The sequence below is a fragment of the Oceanococcus atlanticus genome (assembly GCF_002088235.1).
GTDB lineage: Bacteria > Pseudomonadota > Gammaproteobacteria > Nevskiales > Oceanococcaceae > Oceanococcus > Oceanococcus atlanticus.
Genome location: NZ_AQQV01000001.1, coordinates 1,038,046 through 1,057,422, shown reverse-complemented (window position 1 = coordinate 1,057,422; position 19,377 = coordinate 1,038,046). Strand labels below are relative to the sequence as shown.

Sequence of the window (19,377 nt, the reverse complement as noted above, 5' to 3'; positions counted from 1 at the left end):
TCGGTCTAACCGGCACCCGGTTTTTTGTGTCCGTCGCTTGGGGCCTGGATCAGGCGCCAGGTTTCTAAGTGCAGGGCGGTGAGGCGTCCGCCCCACACGCACCCTGTGTCCAGCCCCCACACCCGGTGCCTGGGCCAGTAAACCTGTCCCAGCGTGGACCAATGGCCAAACAGGATGCGTTCGCCCGCACTGGCCCGTTGCGGCATGGCAAACCACGGCACCAGAGCGGCTTGGGAGTCGCCTTGCATCGTCTGCTGTGGGCTCAATTTTTCGCTCAATGCCAGTTGACCATCGGCGCGACAATAGCGCAGTCGCGTAAGGCAGTTGGTGATGAAGCGTAAGCGCTCAAAGCCGCTCAGCTGCTCGCTCCAGCGGGTTGGTTCATCACCGTACATCTGACGCAGAAACTCGGCGTGATCGGGCCCGCGTAGCGCGCGTTCCACCTCACCGGCCAAACGCAGCGCATCTGTACGAGTCCATTGCGGGGGCAGGCCTGCGTGAATCATCAAGGCGCGCGGGTGGTCAATGGCCAGGGGCAGTTGGCGTAGCCAATCGCGGAGTGCTTCGGCGTCCGGCGCCGCCGCGATCTCCTGCGCGGTGGCATTGAGCGGGCGACCAAGGTCGGCCATGCTCAAGCGTGCTAGGACACTCAGGTCGTGATTGCCCAACAGGGCCAAGCAGCTGTCGCCCAGACTCCGCGCCAGACGCAGGGTATCGAGCGAGCGTGGTCCCCGATTGATCAGATCACCAAGCAGGATCAGACGATCCGTGCCGGGCTCAAATTGAACCGCGTCCAGCAACCGTTCCAGTTCGGTTGCGCAACCTTGTACATCGCCAACGGCAAAAGTGTTCACGCTTCTTTCACGAAGGTTCGGAAAAACTGTATTTTAAGCCGCCCAAATCTTCGATTTGAAAGGCTTGTCGGCAACTTGCAAATACAGTTTGTCTGACCAATGATGACGAACATCAATCTGAAAGGAGATTGAACATGGAATGGATGCAAATGGTTCAAGCGAAATACCAGAAGGGCGCGACGGCGATTGAGTATGCGTTGATTGCAGGTCTGCTGGCGGCGATGTTGATCGGTGCAATTGCATTGCTGTCTGGCGGGTTTACCAATGCGTTTACCGAAATCGGCAACTGCATCACCGGCCAGGAATGTAACTTTGGCTCGGATGGCGGTTGATTTCGCAGATCACCTTGTCGAGATACGTGACGCATGGATGCTGCTCGTAAAGTTCTAGCTCGAAACCAGCGGGGCGCCACGGCGATTGAATTTGCCCTGGTGTTCCCGCTGCTGTTCATCCTGTTCTACAGCATGGTGGTTTATTCCTACCTGTTTGTCTTGCAGGAGAGCATTACCTACGCGGCCCAGGAGGCCGCGGCGGCAGCTCATCGGGTGAACCCCGTGGGCAACGAGAACTTCAACAGTGACGTGGCAACCCAGGTCAGTGGCCGATTGCCGCAGGCACTGGCGTGGCTGTCCACCAGCCAGCGCTCTCATCTTGGTGTGAATTCACCAGCTGTGGTTGAAGTCAGCTGTTCCACTCAGCCGCCGCCAGAAGAGCAGATCGGTACCGTGGTGCGTGTGTGCGAGGCCACCAATGTGGTCACGGTGACAGCGCGGTTCCGGGTTGAGGGCATATTCCCCAAGCTCGATTTCCCGTTGCTCGGCAGTTTGCCGCCCATGCCCACGACGCTGGTCGGATCCGGCACGGCATTGGTCGGCGAGGCCTAGGCGCGAGCGTGAGGTCCGTCGGTATGCCGGGCCTCGGCTGCGTCAGTAGACCTGATAACATCGGTACTGCGGCAGGCAGCGGTCGGTCCGCCGAAGCAAAGGAAAGAATTGCATGGGAAATCAGGGGCTCAAATATGCGGCGTTGGCCGCCGTTGTATTGGCCATCGTGCTCGGGGTGCTGGCATGGCGCATGAGTATGTCGATGACCGATCAGGCGAGAGAGCAGGCGCGCGCTGAGATCGCTGCTCAGCAGCAGGTCAACGATGTAGAACAGGAGCAGACCACATTGGCGGTTGTGGCGTTGCGCTCACTTGCAGCAACGCAGGTCATCGGGGTTGACGACGTGGCACTGAAGCCCGTTGCGGTTGTTCCGGAGCGTTACTTCAGCCGGGTTGAGGATGTGGTCGGGCGCGAGCCTTTGATTGACATCGATGCGGGCGCTCCGGTGACGCCGCGCTATTTTCGTGATTCCAATGTGCTGGCTCGCCTGATACCTGACGGGCACAAGGCCATGTCGCTGGAAATTTCGGACATCGTAGCTGTGGGCGGTTTTGTTCGGCCAGGCGACGAGGTTGACCTGCTGCTCTTTGTGCGCGGCAGTGATGGTCCCCCGCAGAGCCGCATTTTGTTGCCACGTGTGCTGGTGCTGGCCTATGAGGACCGCATCATTGAACGCCCGCAGGGATTGAGCAAGGAAGAGGGTCGCAATGACCGGCGGGCGCGTACGCGGACCGCAGTGGTGGCCATTCCCGATGAGCAAACAACCAAGGTGATGCTCGGCGCGAGCCTGGGAGAAATCCGGCTGGCGCTGCATCGCCAGATGCTGGCAGGCTCTGAGCCCGCCGACAGCGACAGTCTGCTGCCGCCGGCGCAACCCGAGGCAACGCCGTCGCCCGCACAAACAGACAAGGAGCGGCTGGCGGCCGAGCAGGCTATAACCCTGCAAGAGTTGACCCGACTGGCTGAGAAAAAACCGTCACGCCCGAAACCGCCGGCTTACACCGTGCAGGTCTTCCGCGGCAGTGATATGCAAAAGGTGTCTGAATAATGACCGTTCAAATCATGCTCCGACGTTGGGGACTGGGGCGCATGGTGGCTGCTGCTGTGCTGGCCTTGCTTGTGCCATCGGCACAGGCTGCGGTGACGTCCAAAGATGTGGTCATCGTCGAGATGGGCACGCACCAATTGCTGCGCGAACGCTTGAGCGTGTCGCGGATTGCAGTGGGTGATCCGGCGGTTGCCGATGTCAACGTGATCAACCGCAATGAGTTGCTGATCACCGGCAAGAGCAACGGGGTGACCAGCCTGCTGGTCTGGTACAAGGAAACCAAGCAGACGCGCGCTTATCGTCTGGTCATCAAGGACATCGAAAATCCGTTGAACGGGCCGCAGCCACAGGATGCTGAACTGGGGCAGGCGCAGATCAACCCGGGGCAGTTGTCGGGCGAGCTGCCGAACCTGGAAGCGCACAGCCGCGCGGTGCAGCAGGCCGGCGACGATAGCGCAGACCGCTCCACGGTCAACGTTGGCACGCAGGTGCTGACCGAAATCAAGATTGCCGAGTTGTCGCGCAGTACCCTGCGTCAATTCGGGTTCAATTTCTTGCTCAATCGTCTGGACGGCACCATTGCGGTGACTCGCCCTGGCACCCTCAACTCGGCCACGCTGACACCATCCAGTACCAACTCCGATGGTGATGTTGTGCCCAGCGCGGTTGAGTTGGCCAGTGCGGCAGGGTTCCTACCGCTGAGCAATGCATTCAATATCGTTCTGGGCAACGCCACCAAGAACGTGCTCGGGTATTTGAGCATGCTCGAAAACCAGGGCCTGGTTCGGACTCTGGCACAACCCAGTCTGGTCGCAATGACCGGCCAGACCGCCACATTCCTGGCCGGTGGTGAATTTCCGATTCCCGTCTCGCAGGGCGGAACCGGGGGGATCAGCATCGAATACAAAGAGTTCGGTGTGCGTCTGGCACTGACCCCCACGGTGCTGGGTAGCAACCGCATCGCCCTTAAAGTGGCTCCCGAAGTCAGTGAACTGGATTTCTCTGCGGGGGTTCAGGTCAGCGGTACCTCAGTGCCGGCGTTGACGGTGCGACGCACCGACACCACGGTTGAGCTGGGCAACGGAGAGAGCTTCGTGATCAGCGGGTTGATCAGCCGCAACATGATCACCAGCGTTGATAAGGTGCCCTTCCTAGGCTCCATTCCCTTTCTCGGTGCGTTCTTCAAGTCGAGTCGCTATGACCGCGATGAGCGTGAATTGATCATGGTCGTCACGCCGCATTTGGTCGAGCCGCTCAAAGCCGGAGCCAAAGTGCCGGATCTGCCGGGCCAGCAATACGACAACTACAAGCCGGATTCCTTCGATCTCATTTTCGGCGAAACCGGCCGTTTCAAGACCGGGTATAGCCGATGAAAAGTCAGGCTGCGGTTATTGCGTCCGATCCGGTATATCTCACCTGGCTGAAAGAGACGCTTGGCACCAGTGTCGAGCTGCATTGGATTCGCCCGGACGATTCCGCAGAGCCGGTCACAGCGCAGCTGCTGGGCATCGAGCGCCTGGAGATTGCTTTTGTTGAAGCGGATCCGCAGATCGGTAGCGATCTGCTGGAAGAACTGACCGATACCCAGCCCGGCGTGCTGGTTGTAGCGATCGGCGCCGACAGTCCAACCGAGGCCGTGATCGAAGCGATGCGCGCCGGTGCGCGTGATTTCTTTGTCATGGGCCGCGACGATTCGCAGTTGGCCGAGCGTCTACGTAAGTTGATGCGCAAGTCAGCAACCCAGCAGGGTGGGGTTGAGCGCAGCGGCCGTTTGTATTCGATTCACTCAGCTACAGGTGGTCCTGCGCTGGCCTGGACCGCCGAGCATCTGGCGCTGGCTTTGCAGGAAAATTGCCGTGCCGGCGAGCGCGTGCTGGTCATTGATCTGGCCACACCGCACGGTGCCTCGCTGGTGTTCATGAACATCGCCCAGACGTATTCCCTGCTCGATGCCGTTGCCGATGTGCATCGCTGCGACCAGACGTTGATTGACACGGCGTTTGCCAAACACGCATCAGGTCTGAACGTGCTCACCATGCCGGAAGACCTGGTCGAGCCGACCCATCTGGATGATGTGGATCTGCTGGCGTTGCTTGATGTGCTGGCCCGTCATTTCCACAGCATCGTGTTGTGTACAGCGGCGAATCTGCCGCTGCGTGCCCAGGCCGGCATCCTGTCTCGCGCCCATGCCAGTTTCATGATCAGTGATGGCAGCATTCTCAACAGTCGGGCCAACAAGCATTTGCTGAAAGCCCTGCAGCTGGAAGATTGCCCGCTGGATCGTCTGGGGCTGGTTGTGGACAGCGACGGTATCGCGCGCGGGTTGGATGCACAAAATCTGGCACAGCTGGTTGAGCTGCCCCTGTGGGCGGTGATGCCGGTTAACTATCAAACCCGCCTGCAAGCGATGAATGCCGGCGATGCACTGTACAAGCTGGCGCCCAAGGATGCGTACTGCAGCGCCATCCGTGATTTGGCCAAACGATTGGCACGCCAGGACGTCAAAACGCTGGGCCAGCACACCGAGCGGCGTGGGTTGTTGCAAAGGATGTTCGGTGACGCGTGATGGAAGGCCAGACCGGATTCCGACTCTCTGATCAGTATTTGCAACTGAAAAGTCGGTTGCATCGCCACCTAATCGGGCAGATCGAAGAGCGGGACTTGCAAATCGCCGATTGGCCCCGCACCAAACTGCGTCAGTTCGTTGACGAACATGTGCGGCGCTACGTGGTTGAGCAGCGGTTGCCGGTCAACACGCGCGAGGCCAGCGGGCTGGCGCAGGATGTTGAAGATGAGTTGATTGGCTTCGGTCCGCTGCAGTCGCTGGTTGACGATGAAAGCATTGCCGACATAGTTGTCAACGGGCCCAACAAGGTCTTTGTTGAGCGTGATGGCAGGCTCTCGGCAGCGCCGGTGCGCTTCGCCGACAACGCTCACGTCACGCGTATTGTGCAGCGCATTCTGGCGCCGATTGGTCGGCGTATTGATGAGTCCAACCCGATGGTGGATGCGCGTCTGCCCGATGGCAGCCGGGTGAACGCCATCATCCCACCGGTTGCGCTGGACGGCCCATGCGTATCGATCCGGAAATTTCGCCGCGAGCCGCTCAATGCGGACGATCTGGTTCGCTACGGTTCAGTCAGCCGCGATATTCTCGATTTTCTCAGCGAAGCCGTCGCAAACCGCCGCAGTTTGATCGTGGTCGGTGGCACGGGCTCGGGCAAGACCACCTTTCTGAACCTTCTGAGTCAATGGATTCCGCACGCAGAGCGCGTGATCACCATTGAGGATGCGGCGGAACTGCGCCTGGAAAACGAGCATGTGGTGCGGCTGGAAACGCGCCCCGCCAACCTTGAAGGCCACGGTGAGGTCAGCGCCCGCGATCTGGTCCGCAATGCACTGCGCATGCGGCCGGACCGAATCGTGTTGGGCGAGGTTCGTGGTGATGAGGTGCTGGACATGTTGCAGGCCATGAATACCGGGCACGAAGGCTCGATGACCACGCTGCATGCCAACAGCCCCAAAGATGCTTTGCACCGCCTGGAGTTGCTGGCTGGTTTCGCCGGGTTCAATGGCGACCAGCGCATGCTGGGGCGTCAGATCGGCAGCGCCTTGGATCTGCTGGTGCAACTGGCGCGTCTGCCGGACGGACGGCGTCGCGTTACTGAGGTGTGTGAATTGCGTATGGAGGACGACCAGCTGACCACGCGGCCGCTGTTTCGTCATGTGCTAGACAACGACAGTTTCGAGCGCGTGTGATGGGCATAGTCATCATCATGCTGAGTGCTGTGGCTTTGCTCTTGCTGGCCGCCGTTTTCCTTTGGTTGGGCAGCCGTCAGGCCGGCAGGGTCGAGATCGACTGGCAGGCGCGCATTGTTGGCGACAGCTCCACCGTGCCCGAATCCGATGCCGACAGCGGCGGACGCCGCTTTGGCGTTACCGACAGTTGGTATGCCCGCCAACTGCAACGCGCCGGCCTCGACCCTGATGCGGCTGGCCCGGTTCGCTGGCTGGTCATATTCGCTGTTTTGGTTGTTGTCATCACACTGGCGGCCGGCGTATTGCCCGGCGTCGTCAGCTTGGCTCTGCTGGGCTGCGGGGCGTGGTTGTGGCTGATGAATCGCATCAGCAAGCGGCGCGCAAAAATTCTTGAGCAGTTGCCGGATTTTGTCGAGCACATGGTGCGTGCACTGGCCGCCGGTAACAGTCTGGAGGAAGCCCTTTACAGTGCAACCGCGGATGCGGAGCAACCGATTCGAGGGCTGTTCCTCAGTGTGGCTCGGCAGGTGCGGTTAGGCGCGCCAATCGAGGATGTGCTTGATGAGGCCGCGCTGATCCATGATGTGAACGATGTGCGTGTCATGGCCATGGCGGCCCGTGTGAATCGTCGCTACGGTGGTAGCTTGCGACGCATTTTCAAAAGTCTCGTGCAGGCCATCCGCGAACGCGACGCTGCGGCCCGTGAGCTGCGCGCGCTGACGGCCGAAACGCGTTTTTCCGCCGTGGTCCTGGCCATCGTTCCCATAGGCCTGAGTCTGTACATCCTGAGCCAGAATCCGGACTACTACGTCGATATGTGGAACCAGTCGACCGGGCGAGTATTGCTGCTTTTGTCGGTGTTCCTACAGGCCAGCGGCGTGATGGTGATCTGGCGCATGTTGCGCGTTGCCGAGCGGGAGGGCTGATGACCGGGCCGATCTTGTTGGGGCTGGCCAGCGCACTTGCGGTGCTGGCGCTGTTTCTGGGCGGGTGGTGGATTGCCACGGTGCGCGAATCGCAGCGGGCTACACAGCGCGTTAAAACCGATGTGCTGCATACGCCGCGTGACGACGATGATCGCTGGTGGGCCTTGTTTGCCGAACCCGGCCAGCGCGTTGATGCGTGGTTTGACGAAAACGGTGAGACCGACCGTCTGCTGGTCCAGGCGGGGCTGCGCAGCGCGATGCAGCGCGGTGCTTATTTCGCCACGCAAGCCTTGCTGCCGCTCAGTGGTGTAGCGGTCGTGATCGTGGCGGTTCTGCTCGGGCGCTTGGAAGGCCCGATGGGCTTCATTCTTGGTTTCGGCGTGGCCTGTGGGTTTCTGCTGGCGCCACGTATCTGGCTGCGTCGGCGCGCCGGGCGGCGGCAGGTTCAGGTCAAAAGCGAAGTGGCCATGTTCATCCACTTGCTGGCGTTATTGTTCGATGCCGGGCTGAGTCTGCGTCAGGCCTTGGCCAGCCTGGTGCGTGAAGGCCACGGTGTGCTGCCGGTGATCGGCCAGGAAATTCGTCTGGTCCTGCGTCAGCTGGAAGCAGGGGCCGATCCGGCCGAAGCCCTGCATGCGATGGGCAAGAGTCTGGATGTGGCGGAGCTGAACGCAGTGCTTGGTGTTTTACGACAGGTCGACCGCTATGGCGGCGAATTGCGTGAGCCGTTGATGGAAGCGTTGGCTGTGGTCGAAGAGCGTCGCCAGCTAAGCCTGCGCGAGAAGGTCAATGGTTTGTCTGGTCGGATGACGGTCGTGATGGTGTTGTTCTTTTTCCCGGCATTGCTGATTTTTGTCGCAGGGCCGGCGTTTCTGTCGATCGCGCGGGCACTGGGCTCATGATCATGCAACATAAACCGTTGCTCGGTACGCTCGCGGCGCTGTGCCTGAGCGCATGCGCGTCGATCCCGAATAGCGCGGAAGAAGCGGCACTGCGTGAGCGACCGGACCAGCCGCGGATGCATGCTGAGCTGATCAGCAGCATGTTGGCTCAAGGGCGTAATTATGCGGCGATGGCGCACATTGAGGAGCTTGAGCGGGAAGGGCGTACCGACAAGGATCAATTGCGTCTTTTGCGCGCCTCGGCCCAGTACCAGCTCGAAGAGTTGGAGGCCGCCGAAAACAATTACCGTATGTTGACCGAGACGGACTATGCCGGTCAGGCCTGGCACGGCCTGGGGCTGATTGCAGCCCAGCGCAATTTGCGCGAGGCCGTGACCTATTTCAATCGCGCCGTCAGTGCACGTCCCACAGACCCGCAAATTCGTAACGACCTGGGCTACACCCTGATGCTGGCCGGACGTTTGGCTGAAGCGCGCCATCACCTGGCCACCGCAACGGAGTTGGTTACCGATGACGCTCAGTCGCAAAACAACCTGGTGCTCAGCTTCTTGTTGGAAGCGCAGCAGGACAGGGCGCGCAGGCTGGCGCGCAGTTTCCGAATCAGTGATGCCGACTTTCGCCAGCTTGAGGCGGAAAGCCGGGTTATCCAACGCTTGATGGCACAGCGTGCCGATGAATTTGAACAACCGCTGGCCGCTTCGGCCGCGGCGAAGGAGAAGTCGCATGACCGCAAAGACCCTGCTCAGCGCCAGTCTATTCCTGGTCTGTACAGCAACACTCGCTGAGTCGCCCCGCGTTGGCACGACGACACAGGAGTGGATCGACTTGCAAAAATCCGGCGTAGAAGCGCCAGCCGATGATCGGCCGATGCAGGGCGATGTCGCCAAGCGCACCTATCAACGTTATCTCAAGAGTTTCGAAAAGGAAGTTCCGGAACAGTTTGAGACCGAATCGAGCCTGCGCTAGGCGGCGACGGTGAACACGACCCTGCGCCCGATGCACCCGCGATCACGCCAACGTGGCGCCGCGGCCATTTTTGCTGCGGTCGGGATGATCGGGATGCTGATTGCCGCAGCATTCGCGATTGATCTGGCCCAACTCTACGTGGCCAAGCGACAGCTGCAGAATGCTGCGAATCTGGCGGCCTTGGATGTGGCGCGAGCCGCCGGTGGGTGTTTGGCTCCTGAACTTGACCGTCAGGCCATGGCCAATATGACGGCTTTGTCCACGATCGGTCGCCTGGGTGGGCAAAGTGACTGGCTGCAAGGGGGAAGTGTCAGGCTCGGCGAGGTGTCGGTTGATGCCAATAACGTGCGCCATTTTCAATCGACCATGGTCGAGCAGATCGGTCAGGCCTACGCTTTTGACCTGACGCTGCAGCGGGCTCTGCCTCCGTTGCTTTTGCCCTTGCCATCGGGCAATCCGGATGGCGCGGTGATGCAGGCCCGTGCCTCATCGACGATGGCGCCAGCGGCGGTGTTTGATGTTGGCTCAGCGCTGGTCAGCCTGGATACCTCGGATGTGCCAGCGCTTAATGCGCTGTTCTCAAGCTTGCTGGGCAGCCCTTTGTCGCTGGACTTGCTGCATTACCAGGGGTTGATCGGTTCCTCGGTGGAGCTGCTGGATGTTGCCGATGAGCTGCTCGGGGTTACGCTGCAGCAGTTGTTGACTGAACCCACCAGTGCCCCCGGCCTGCTGACCGCCGTGGCCAACGCGCTGTTTGATACCGGTGAAACGCTCGCGGCCTCAGCGATTGACGCGATTGCGGCCATCGCCCCAGACGAGAGCATTATTCTGGGGGATGTCGTAGGCAGCCCGTCCGGATTTGTCAGCAGCGTCGGCAGCGTTGCCATCGGTGCTCTGGATCTGGTGCGTGCGGTGGCCTTCCAGCTTGGGGAGCCGGTGTTGGCGTTGACGCCGGAAATTGTCATTCCTGGTGTGCTGGAAACGGAAATCGAACTGACCGTTGGTGAGTCGCCGCAGCTGGGCGCAGGTCCAGCGTTTCGTGACGAGCTGCAAAATTACATGACCACGGCGTCCACTGCGCAGGGTCAGATTGATGCTTCGATCAAGGTGCCTTTGCTGGGCGGCTTGCTGGGCAATCTGGCGTCGGTCAATCTGCATGTGGATTTGGCCCGGGCGCAGGCCGACCTGGAAGCGATTCGCTGTGCGGGGCGCGACCGTCTGCATCATGAGGTGGACATTGGTGTGACCACATCGGTTGCGCGACTGGAGGTGAACAATCCCACCAATGACCCTCTGGTCAACGTGCTGGGCTTGATCAAAGTGTGCTGGGTGGGGGCCGTCGAAGTCGGTTCAGGGGAGTCAGTGCCGTTGACCTTCACCGGACCTTTTGATCCGGATAACCCGCAACCGAAGGAGATTTCCACCTCCCTGGGGGCTGGGCTGTCCAACGCGCTCAGCGATCTGGTGATCCAGCATCCGCCCCAGCTCTGTGGCCCCTTGGGGAGCCTCAATGTACTGCTGTTCCTGTTGGGGCTGGGTAACGAAGACTCGCTGCTTTCTTTGGTGCTGTCGGGCGTGTTGGGGCCGGTAACAGGGGTGCTCGACAGCATTCTCGACCCGCTGCTGGGTATCATTGGGCTGGATGTCGCGGGTGGTGAAGTTGTAGTGCGCGAGGTTTATATGCCTCCGCCTGCGCTGATCGCAACCCAGTAGCGACGCTTCCGTGAGCCCGCGGGGCTTGCACCACTCATTGGGAAACTAGATGCGAACGGCCCTGCCAGTAGCCGCAGCGATGCTTTTATTGTGCCTATGCTTGGCCGGCGTCGTGCGCAGCTGGGCGGACTCTGGCACGCGCGATACGCAGGCTCTGCTTGAAAGCGTGATGCCGCGACTGGCGCGAGGTGATCAGACAGGCTATGTCGATCTACTGCGTGATCAGCGGCCGACGATGGCTTGGCGAGTCCAGCTGCACGATCGCGACGGGCGGTTGGTTGCCACTTGGCCGCGTCCGCTGTCACACAGCTGGGGTTTTCTGAGTCCGCCACTGGAGCAGGCCCGTGACGCATTGACGGACCTGCTGACCCAGCCCCGCCGCTCGCTTGTACGCGGCGAGGCCAACATGCTGGGGGAGCTGACGATCTACCAGCTGCGCGGCTTGTGGGGCTTGCCTGTGGCGGGGTGGTTGTACGTGCTCGCCAGCTTGCTGGCGCTAGCAGCTTTGATCAGTCTGGCGCGCAGTCGACGGCTTGATGCGCCCGTTACGCGCATCGCGCCGAGCTTGCGTGAACGCCCTGGAACGGTGGAACGCCTGGGCTTGCGTTTGGGCGAAGCACTCAACGGTCTGGACCTGGGCGTGCTCATGCTCAATGCGCAGGGTCAGGTGGTTTACATGAATCCTGCGGCCCAGCGCATGACCGGTTGGGCGTGGGCTGATGCACGCAATCTGCCAGCCTTGTCGGTATTGCGACCCGACAACACCGATAAGGCTCTGCCTGTTTCGGAGAGCTGGTTTGCCGATGCACGCGGCCCGGCTCGGCAGGAATGGCGCTTGGCTGGGCGTCATGCCGACGGGGTGTGGGTCGAAGTGCAGCGCCTGCCGGTGGCGCGGCGCAGCGGCGAACCCGGCGCCATGCTGCTGTTGTTGCGCGACATCGCACGAGAGAGGCAGCAATTCAACAGCTTGCAGCGCGAGGCCCAGTTAGCCAGTCGCACCCTGGATTTCATCCACGACGGGGTTGCTGTGAGCGATCGTTTTGGGCGTATTCGTTGGGGCAATCAACCCTTGCGTGACATGTTCGGCTACGCCGCGGACGAATTGACCGGTATGACCGTGGCCAAGCTGCTGCCGGTGCCCTTTTTGAACGAACCGGACGTGAGCTTGCAGCAATACGTGGAGGGACGTGAGGAACACCCCCCGGCGGTGGTTGGATGGCGCAAGGACGCGAGCACCGTGCCCGTTGATCTGCAGGTGCGCGAACTGTTCGATGACAGCTATGCCTATCTCTTGCTGATTCGCAGCCGCAGTGAGCGTCTGGAGCGCGACAATCTGGCTTTGCGTCTGCACTACCTGCGTGAACACGGTGGCTCGGCCTGGCTGGAGATCGACCCCGATACGCTATACATCAATCAGGCCAATGCTCAGGCCTGTGCTTGGGTCGGGCACGACCTTGAACGTTTACGGCGTATGACGTTGATGCACTTGCTGCCGGTGGCGCACCGCGAAGATCTGGAGGCTGGTATCAAGGCCTTGCGTGACGGCCATATTGTGCGTCTGGAGCGTGATGTCGTGTGGCGTGACACTGCGGGTACGGCGCGTGCGGTGCGACTGCGCCTGTTTTACTCGGCCGACGAAGAACCGCCAGTTCTGCTGGCCGTGGTTTCCGAGCGTATCAGTCCAGACTGACCGCAAGCATGTCGCAGGCGCAGCGGTGCAGTACGGTGTCTTCGGCGTGATTGAACAGTGCGGCCAAGCCACTTCGGCAATGGTTGCCGATAACCACCAGATCGATCTTGTCGCGCTGTATGTGAGTTTCCAGTTCGGTTGTGAGATCGCCGTTAACCACGCTGATGCTGCCCGGGGCGAGGGCGAAATCGTCTGCCAGTTGAGTGACAAATGCGCGGGCCTGCGATTCGAGTTCTTCGGCGATTGGAATCGGGGCCGTCAGCATCGCATCTTCGGTGCCGGTCAGGGGGACGTATTCCACCACATGCAGTAGTCGCAATTGGGCATCAAAACGCTCAGACAGCGCTTTGGCCTGTTTGACGACGCGACGACTGTTTTCGTTCAAGGCTACCAAGCACAGTATCGATTGATACACGAATCACCTCCGGGCGCAGCGGTGTGTCATCAAGGGCGCATGCACTATAATAGCGCAGCTATACGACCGCCCGAGTGTTTCGTGGCGGTCTTTTTCGGGATCGAAAATGTTGCAACGCAATAAATCTGTCAGATTGGTCCGTGATGTTGTCGGCAGCAGCCTGCGCATCGGGCAAACCGCCAGTGTGGTTGGGCGTACGGGGGTCAACTGGCTGCTCGGACGGCGTCCGCCGGCACCGGTGCTGATGCGCCAGACCTTTGAACAACTTGGCGCTACCTACATCAAGCTTGGCCAGTTCATTGCCAGCGCACCGTCACTGTTTCCGCGTGAGTACGTGGATGCGTTCCAAGGCTGCCTGGACGACGTCCCGTCGCTGCCTTTTGATTACATCCGCCGGACACTCGAAGAAGAGTTTGAGCGTCCTTTGAGCGAGATTTACAGCCATATTGAAGAGCAGCCATTGGCGTCGGCCTCAATAGCACAGGTGCACGCGGCGACATTGGTCAGCGGCGAGGATGTGGTGATCAAGGTGCAGAAGCCGGGTGTCGAGACCGTACTGGCCACCGATTTCAATGTGCTGTACGCCTCGGCGCGTGTGCTTGAGCGCCTGGTGCCAGGGGTCGACAGAGCCTCGCTGGGCGACGTGATCGGCGACGTGCAGGCCACCATGCTCAAAGAGTGTGACTTCCTGGCGGAAGCCAACAACATTGAGATTTTCCGTGACTTTCTGCGTGATTCCGGAAACCAGTTCGCGCTTGCACCCAAGGTGTACCACAAGGCTACGACGCGCCGGGTGCTGACCATGGAGCGTTTCTACGGTGTGCCGTTCACGGATCTGGAGTCGATCCGCAAATACTCACCTCGGCCCGAGTTCACGCTGATCAACGCGCTCAACACGTGGATGGATTCTCTGGTGCGTTGCCAGTTTTTCCATGCCGATGTGCATGCCGGCAATCTGATGGTGCTGGAAGACGGCCGCGTTGGGTTTATCGACTTCGGGATTGTCGGACACATCCGCAAGGAGACGTGGCAGGCGCTGATCGATTTCATGCAAGGGCGAGCCAGCGGCAACTACCTCTTGATGGCGCAATGCATGCTGACCATCGGTGTCACCTCCGATAACGTCAACGTGAACGATCTGGCGCGTGATCTGCGTGATTTGATCGAGTCGGCGCAGAGCATGATCGAAGGGCCCGCGGAGCAAGACATGGACACCGACGAGGCCGAGCGTTTCATGCTCGCCATTGTCGATCTTGGGCGCAAGCATGGCGTGCGCTTCCCCAAGGAGTTTGCGCTACTTCTCAAGCAGCTTTTGTACTTTGATCGTTATATTCAGTTGCTGGCGCCGAATCTCTCGCCATTTGACGATTCACGCATTCAGCTGATGCATTGATACCCAGATCGCTGCGTTTTATTCGGTCAGGCTGAAATTGACCGTGGTGGTTTGTCCGGCGCTGACGCTGGCATTACGCGTGGTTACAAACAGAATGCCGTCGAAGCGCAGAGGGTCGTCCAGATCGGCGCTGCAGGTCAGCGCCAAGGTGTAGTCGCCGGCCGGCAAAAATGCCGCCACGTAGTCGGCATTCACGGCATCGCGGTTGATCAAGGCTGTTGTAATCGGGTCGGGCACTGAGCCGTCGATTTCTTCGGGTGAAATATTGGCGCCGGAGAATACGTACATCACGCGGCCAAGATCCGGCTGGTTGTCGCTGTCGCAACCACCATCGGTCAGGACCTGATCATCCACATTGCCGGCAATGCTGCCCGCCGCACTGTTCTCGATCATGCGCATACGCGGGGCGATGATGCGGTCGCCGGCGCTGTTTGCGTCGACCAGAAGCGAGCTGCGTAAATCGACGTGCAGGGTGACGTTGGTGTCGTCGTCCTCGTTCACGCTGAAGTTGCTTTGTGCGGTCAGGCTGCTGCCCGAGCGCAGCACCAGCGACACTTCGCTGTTGTCATCCAGAATCAAGCGCGAATCCAGTGTGTCGGATTCGGCTTCCAACAACAGCGTTGCGCCAGTGTAGTTGCCAGTGCTGAGTTCTTCGTTGCTGATCAAGGCGCGGGTGCGGCCCTGGCTGAGGTCGAGCGTATCCACTTCGAAGTCATCGCCCAGATCAATGTCTTGCGTGGTGCCATCTTCACGACTCAGGCGCAGGGTCTGAATGCGCAGGATGGCGGATTCAACATCCTCAGGTGGTGTCGCGCTGATGTCGATGGTGACAGCGCCTTCACAGGCTGCCAGCGCAGGCAGGGCAAGAACGGGGATAAGACGCAGAGGGCGCAAGAGCATGATAGGTACAGTTTAATTCGAAGGGGCGTTGTGATCCTGGGCGACCAGCGTCTGGTTGCGCCAGTGCCAGTGTTCAATCACAACGTCGGTTTGAAAGCGCTGGCGCAGAAAGTTCCCCAGATGGGTGGGTTCGGCAGTGGTTGCAAAGCGCGTTGCCATAGACGTACTGGCCCCTTGCCACAACCGGCCCACTTGCCGCGCGATCGCCGGAGAGGGATCGATGATGTGCACATCGGGCCCGACGATACGTCGAATCAGTGTCATTGCCAGCGGGTAATGGGTGCAGCCCAGAACCACCGTGTCCGCGCCGCGCGCGAGCATCGGCTCCAGGTGCTTGCGCAGCTGCGCATCCAGGTCTTTGGCGTCCGTTTCGATGGCTTCGGCCAAGCCGGGGCAGTCGCTGGCCACGATTTCGACGTGGCCAGCAAAGCGTGCGGCGGTGTTGCGTAGCAAAGCACCTTGCAAGGTGCCGCGCGTGGCCATGAGGCCGACGACCCCGCTGCGGGTTTGCAGCGCAGCCGGCTTGACCGCCGGCTCCATACCCACGAAAGCCAGGTCAGGGAAGGTCGTACGCAGATGCTCCAGCGCCGCTGCCGAGGCGGTGTTGCATGCGACAACGATCAGCTCGGCACCCTGGCTACGCAGCGCATGTGTGGCGGCTACGCACAAGTCCTGGATGTTGTCAGTGCTGCGCGGCCCGTAGGGCAGGTGGGCCTGATCGGCCAAGTACAGGCAGGGCAGCTGCGGTAAGTGCTGGCGTAGCGCAGACCACACCGTCAGGCCGCCCAGGCCAGAATCAAATATGCCCACGCAAGCCAAGCGCGTGCCTCCTAGAGCAGGCTAACCCAGTCGTACTTGGCGGTACTGACGGCCAGAAAATACGGGTTCAGCAATTCGTCTTTGGTGTTGTAGCGCAGAACTTTGCCATCGGTCTTGATGACGGCGCCGCCCGCCGCTTCGAGCACGCACTGTCCAGCGGCGGTGTCCCATTCGGAGGTCAAACCCAGGCGCGGATAGAAATCGGCGCTGCCCTCGGCGATCAGACAGAACTTCAGGGAGCTGCCGGCGGAAACCGGTTCGTGTGGCGGAATCTTGTCGAGCAGGGCGTCCACTTCCGGGGCGCGGTGGCTGCGACTGACCAGCACTTTCCAATCGGCTTCAGGAAGCGGGCGGCAGCGGATTTCTTCCACTTGACCCTCAGCATCGCGCTTGAACGCGCCGTCTTTGCTGCCCCAGTAGGCCGTGCCCAGCGCCGGGGCCAGGACCACAGCGCGCACGGCCTTGCCGTTCTCGATCAGGGCGATATTCACGGTGAACTCACCGTTACGCTTGATGAACTCTTTGGTGCCGTCGAGCGGATCCACCAACCAGTAGGCCTGCCAGCCCTGGCGCACAGCGTAGTCCGGGATACCACCTTCTTCGGACAGCACCGGAATATCGGGCGTGAGTGATGCCAGGCCCTCGCTGATCACTTTGTGGGCGGCCAGATCGGCCTGCGTGAGCGGCGATTTGTCGTCTTTTTCTTCGACCTCGATCGCGCCATTGTAGATTTTCATGATGGCGTCGCCGGCCCGCTCAGCCAGGGTCAGCAGGGTTTCGATCTTGGGATAATCCATATATTTTGCGCGCCGCCGGCGCGTGACTGTGTTGCGAAAGGCGCTGATCTTCTCACACCTTGCCACTGCGTATAGGTCCATTGGGACGAGATGGCACGGGCTGTGGCCGCCGGAGTAGCATAAGGCGCATGAGTAACGCGCTTGATTGGGCTCGTATCGACACCGTGCTACTGGATATGGACGGCACGGTACTGGATTTGGCCTTCGACAACTATTTCTGGCTGACCCATTTGCCGGCGGCCTGGGGCAAACCACGTGGTCTTGCGCCAGATCAGGCCATGCAGGCATTGATGCCGCATTTCATTGGATTACGCGGCAGTTTGCTGTGGTATTGCCTGGATCACTGGAGCGAGCTGCTCGAGATGGACATTGTGGCGCTCAAGCAGGAGTGTCGTGACATGATCCGGTTTCTGCCTGGGGCCCAGGACTTTCTGCAGCAGGTGCGCGCCAGCGGGCGGCGCTTGTTACTGGTGACCAATGCTCACCCGGATGCGTTGGCACTGAAACAGTCCCAGTGCCCGATTCACGAGTACTTTGAGGGCTTGCACAGCTCCCACAGCTGGGGGCGGCCCAAGGAAGACGCCAGCTTTTGGACCGATTTTGCGCAGGATTGTGATGTCGATCTGTCCCGCAGTCTGTTTGTCGACGACAGCGAGGCCGTGCTGCGCGGCGCTGTTGCGGGCGGCGTGAGTCAGGTGTGCGGCATCCTTGCGCCGGATACGTCCACGCCGGCCCGTCAGCCGTTTGGTGACTGGCCGCATGTGCACGGCCTGGGTGACATCAGCGTGAGTACGCGTTGAGCCGCAGTGGCTGATTCAGGAGTTGCTTGATCTGCGGCGACCGCCCGAAGAGCGATGACGTCCTCCGCCGCGTCCTGAACGAGATTTGTCCGGTCCGCCACTGGAGCGTTTTTTGCGCTTGCTGGGCGGCAGATCCTGCGGGGTCAGCCAACTTGGCTCCGGATGGTCGGCGCTGAGTTTGTAGCCCACGTATTGCTCGATGTCCGGCAGCGAATAGACGTAGCGTTCGCAGCAGAAGGATATGGCGTCACCGTCCTCGCCGGCACGGGCGGTACGGCCAATACGGTGGACGTAATCCTCCGCATCCTGCGGCAGATCGTAGTTGATCACATGACTCACTCGCGGCACATGCAGGCCACGCGCTGCCACATCCGTGGCCACCAGTAGTGGCAGCTTGTCGTCGCGAAAATCCTGCAACAGGCGCTCACGCTTGTTTTGCGGTACATCACCTGACAGCGCACCAACCTTGTAGCCGGCGCGGTCCAGCATGTCGGTGACATCTTCGGCTGCGCGGCGGGTGTTGACGAACAGCATGGTGCGGTGTGGCTCATGGGTTTTGAGCAGATGCAGCAGCAGCCAGATCTTGTCACGGCTTTCGACGTGGTAGAGCTGTTCGCGCACCTTTTCCGCAGTCACGCTGTCGCTCTCGGTCTTGATCCATTCGGGCTCGCCCAGATGCTCGTAGGCCAGTTCCATGACTTTCTGCGACAAGGTTGCCGAGAACAGCAGGTTGAGGCGCTTGTCCGGTGCGGGCATGCGGCGGAACAGAAAGCGGATGTCTTTGATGAAGCCGAGGTCGAACATGCGATCGGCCTCATCCAGTACGGCCACTTCCAGGGCTTTGAGATCGTAGTTGTGCTGCTTGTGGTAATCGATCAATCGGCCCGGTGTGCCGATCAGCAAATCGACGCCGTCAATGACCGCCTGCTGCTGCGATTTATAGGCGGTGCCGCCGTAAACCACGGTGTAACTGATGCCGGTTTTTTCGCACAACGGCTTGGCGTCGGCGGCGATCTGTTGGGCCAGTTCACGGGTTGGTGCGACCACCAGCGCGCGCGGCTGGTTGGGTTTGCGTCCCTCAAGGCCCGGACTTTGCATGAGGCGGTTCAGGGTCGCCAGGAGAAAGGCTGCGGTCTTACCCGTACCGGTTTGAGCCTGACCTGCGACGTTCCGTCCCGACAACGCGATCGGCAGGGTTTGTGCCTGGATCGGGGTGCAATATTCCAGGCCCACCTCGGCCAGACCAGACTTGAGCTGCGGGTGCAGGTCGAGACTGTCTAGGCGGACATCGGTGAGATGGGTCGGTTTAGTCATTTTCAGGTGCTTGCATTTGTTGGAAGTTTGGGTCGACAATAGCCGAAACGCGAATCGCGTCGCGCATGCCTCAGGTGCATGACCGCGCCCGGTGCTTGAACAGAGCACATGGATCGAAGCCATTCGCAATCATAGCAGGCGATACCACTGTTCCTCTCCGTCCGATGCTTAATCCGCATGGAAGGTTCGGGTATCGA

At 60.5% G+C, this 19,377-nt stretch carries 20 protein-coding genes; 14 read left to right on the top strand and 6 right to left on the bottom strand.

Annotated features, from left to right (window positions below):
• Positions 1-5: 5 nt before the first annotated feature.
• Positions 6-854 carry a symmetrical bis(5'-nucleosyl)-tetraphosphatase gene (locus tag ATO7_RS05015; protein ID WP_083560100.1) on the bottom strand — a complete coding sequence of 283 codons (849 nt, stop codon included), beginning with the start codon at positions 852-854 and terminating at the stop codon, positions 6-8.
• A 134-nt stretch (positions 855-988) separates the two neighbouring features.
• Between ATO7_RS05015 and ATO7_RS05010 the strand changes: the two genes are divergently transcribed.
• The 12 genes from ATO7_RS05010 (at position 989) to ATO7_RS04955 (ending at position 12,742) form a co-directional block, all read left to right on the top strand.
• A complete protein-coding gene (locus ATO7_RS05010; RefSeq protein WP_083560098.1) occupies positions 989-1,186 on the top strand; it encodes a Flp family type IVb pilin in 198 nt (65 codons plus the stop codon).
• Positions 1,187-1,219: 33 nt separating this feature from the next.
• Complete coding sequence (locus ATO7_RS05005; RefSeq protein ID WP_083560097.1) at positions 1,220-1,738, top strand: TadE/TadG family type IV pilus assembly protein; 519 nt, start codon at positions 1,220-1,222, stop codon at positions 1,736-1,738.
• 112 nt (positions 1,739-1,850) lie between these two features.
• Entirely contained in the window at positions 1,851-2,786 is a 936-nt protein-coding gene (gene cpaB / locus ATO7_RS05000) for a Flp pilus assembly protein CpaB (RefSeq protein WP_083560095.1), read from the top strand.
• A complete protein-coding gene (locus ATO7_RS04995; protein WP_083560092.1) occupies positions 2,786-4,159 on the top strand; it encodes a type II and III secretion system protein family protein in 1,374 nt (457 codons plus the stop codon). The genes cpaB and ATO7_RS04995 overlap by 1 nt, the downstream gene beginning before the upstream one ends.
• Positions 4,156-5,352: an AAA family ATPase gene (locus tag ATO7_RS04990; RefSeq protein WP_083560089.1), complete on the top strand. Its 1,197-nt coding sequence runs from the start codon at positions 4,156-4,158 to the stop codon at positions 5,350-5,352. The genes ATO7_RS04995 and ATO7_RS04990 overlap by 4 nt, the downstream gene beginning before the upstream one ends.
• A 95-nt stretch (positions 5,353-5,447) precedes the next feature.
• Positions 5,448-6,545, top strand: a complete 1,098-nt coding sequence (locus ATO7_RS04985) for a CpaF family protein (protein WP_206044793.1) — start codon at positions 5,448-5,450, stop codon at positions 6,543-6,545.
• Positions 6,545-7,471: a type II secretion system F family protein gene (locus ATO7_RS04980; protein WP_083560085.1), complete on the top strand. Its 927-nt coding sequence runs from the start codon at positions 6,545-6,547 to the stop codon at positions 7,469-7,471. Before ATO7_RS04985 ends, ATO7_RS04980 begins: the two co-directional genes overlap by 1 nt.
• On the top strand, positions 7,471-8,373 hold the full coding sequence (locus ATO7_RS04975; protein WP_083560083.1) for a type II secretion system F family protein: 903 nt from the start codon (positions 7,471-7,473) through the stop codon (positions 8,371-8,373). The genes ATO7_RS04980 and ATO7_RS04975 overlap by 1 nt, the downstream gene beginning before the upstream one ends.
• On the top strand, positions 8,370-9,158 hold the full coding sequence (locus ATO7_RS04970; protein ID WP_083560081.1) for a tetratricopeptide repeat protein: 789 nt from the start codon (positions 8,370-8,372) through the stop codon (positions 9,156-9,158). Before ATO7_RS04975 ends, ATO7_RS04970 begins: the two co-directional genes overlap by 4 nt.
• Entirely contained in the window at positions 9,097-9,339 is a 243-nt protein-coding gene (locus ATO7_RS17105; RefSeq protein WP_158523051.1) for a DUF3613 domain-containing protein, read from the top strand. The genes ATO7_RS04970 and ATO7_RS17105 overlap by 62 nt, the downstream gene beginning before the upstream one ends.
• 30 nt (positions 9,340-9,369) lie before the next feature.
• Positions 9,370-11,052: a pilus assembly protein TadG-related protein gene (locus ATO7_RS04960; protein ID WP_083560076.1), complete on the top strand. Its 1,683-nt coding sequence runs from the start codon at positions 9,370-9,372 to the stop codon at positions 11,050-11,052.
• A 112-nt stretch (positions 11,053-11,164) separates the two neighbouring features.
• A complete protein-coding gene (locus ATO7_RS04955; protein WP_158523050.1) occupies positions 11,165-12,742 on the top strand; it encodes a PAS domain S-box protein in 1,578 nt (525 codons plus the stop codon).
• Here ATO7_RS04955 and ATO7_RS04950 read toward each other — a convergent pair.
• On the bottom strand, positions 12,729-13,157 hold the full coding sequence (locus tag ATO7_RS04950) for a universal stress protein (protein WP_083560072.1): 429 nt from the start codon (positions 13,155-13,157) through the stop codon (positions 12,729-12,731). The genes ATO7_RS04955 and ATO7_RS04950 overlap by 14 nt on opposite strands.
• Before the next feature lie 106 nt (positions 13,158-13,263).
• On the opposite strand from ATO7_RS04950, the gene ATO7_RS04945 reads away from it, so the two are divergent.
• Complete coding sequence (locus ATO7_RS04945; protein WP_083560070.1) at positions 13,264-14,550, top strand: ABC1 kinase family protein; 1,287 nt, start codon at positions 13,264-13,266, stop codon at positions 14,548-14,550.
• Positions 14,551-14,568: 18 nt separating this feature from the next.
• Here the strand turns inward: ATO7_RS04945 and ATO7_RS04940 are convergent, their stop codons facing one another.
• Genes ATO7_RS04940 through cysQ form a run of 3 tightly spaced genes read right to left on the bottom strand, consistent with a single transcriptional unit; the run spans position 14,569 to position 17,066 of the window.
• The gene (locus tag ATO7_RS04940) at positions 14,569-15,450 is read right to left on the bottom strand and encodes a DUF4382 domain-containing protein (RefSeq protein ID WP_083560068.1); all 882 of its coding nucleotides are present in this window, start codon (positions 15,448-15,450) and stop codon (positions 14,569-14,571) included.
• A 12-nt stretch (positions 15,451-15,462) separates the two neighbouring features.
• Entirely contained in the window at positions 15,463-16,260 is a 798-nt protein-coding gene (gene murI, locus ATO7_RS04935; protein WP_158523049.1) for a glutamate racemase, read from the bottom strand.
• A gap of 20 nt (positions 16,261-16,280) precedes the next feature.
• Positions 16,281-17,066, bottom strand: a complete 786-nt coding sequence (cysQ, locus tag ATO7_RS04930; protein WP_083560064.1) for a 3'(2'),5'-bisphosphate nucleotidase CysQ — start codon at positions 17,064-17,066, stop codon at positions 16,281-16,283.
• A 128-nt stretch (positions 17,067-17,194) separates the two neighbouring features.
• Between cysQ and yrfG the strand changes: the two genes are divergently transcribed.
• On the top strand, positions 17,195-17,866 hold the full coding sequence (gene yrfG, locus ATO7_RS04925; protein WP_083560062.1) for a GMP/IMP nucleotidase: 672 nt from the start codon (positions 17,195-17,197) through the stop codon (positions 17,864-17,866).
• 15 nt (positions 17,867-17,881) lie between these two features.
• Here the strand turns inward: yrfG and ATO7_RS04920 are convergent, their stop codons facing one another.
• Entirely contained in the window at positions 17,882-19,180 is a 1,299-nt protein-coding gene (locus ATO7_RS04920; RefSeq protein ID WP_083560060.1) for a DEAD/DEAH box helicase, read from the bottom strand.
• Positions 19,181-19,377 lie beyond the last annotated feature (197 nt).

Coding starts and splice junctions, on each gene's coding strand:
- ATO7_RS05010 (WP_083560098.1), top strand. CDS start 989: ATGGAATGGATGCAAATGGTTCAAGCGAAATACCAGAAGGGCGCGACG.
- ATO7_RS05005 (WP_083560097.1), top strand. CDS start 1,220: ATGGATGCTGCTCGTAAAGTTCTAGCTCGAAACCAGCGGGGCGCCACG.
- cpaB (WP_083560095.1), top strand. CDS start 1,851: ATGGGAAATCAGGGGCTCAAATATGCGGCGTTGGCCGCCGTTGTATTG.
- ATO7_RS04995 (WP_083560092.1), top strand. CDS start 2,786: ATGACCGTTCAAATCATGCTCCGACGTTGGGGACTGGGGCGCATGGTG.
- ATO7_RS04990 (WP_083560089.1), top strand. CDS start 4,156: ATGAAAAGTCAGGCTGCGGTTATTGCGTCCGATCCGGTATATCTCACC.
- ATO7_RS04980 (WP_083560085.1), top strand. CDS start 6,545: ATGGGCATAGTCATCATCATGCTGAGTGCTGTGGCTTTGCTCTTGCTG.
- ATO7_RS04975 (WP_083560083.1), top strand. CDS start 7,471: ATGACCGGGCCGATCTTGTTGGGGCTGGCCAGCGCACTTGCGGTGCTG.
- ATO7_RS04970 (WP_083560081.1), top strand. CDS start 8,370: ATGATCATGCAACATAAACCGTTGCTCGGTACGCTCGCGGCGCTGTGC.
- ATO7_RS17105 (WP_158523051.1), top strand. CDS start 9,097: ATGACCGCAAAGACCCTGCTCAGCGCCAGTCTATTCCTGGTCTGTACA.
- ATO7_RS04960 (WP_083560076.1), top strand. CDS start 9,370: ATGCACCCGCGATCACGCCAACGTGGCGCCGCGGCCATTTTTGCTGCG.
- ATO7_RS04945 (WP_083560070.1), top strand. CDS start 13,264: ATGTTGCAACGCAATAAATCTGTCAGATTGGTCCGTGATGTTGTCGGC.
- ATO7_RS04940 (WP_083560068.1), bottom strand. CDS start 15,450: ATGCTCTTGCGCCCTCTGCGTCTTATCCCCGTTCTTGCCCTGCCTGCG.
- cysQ (WP_083560064.1), bottom strand. CDS start 17,066: ATGGATTATCCCAAGATCGAAACCCTGCTGACCCTGGCTGAGCGGGCC.
- yrfG (WP_083560062.1), top strand. CDS start 17,195: ATGAGTAACGCGCTTGATTGGGCTCGTATCGACACCGTGCTACTGGAT.
- ATO7_RS04920 (WP_083560060.1), bottom strand. CDS start 19,180: ATGACTAAACCGACCCATCTCACCGATGTCCGCCTAGACAGTCTCGAC.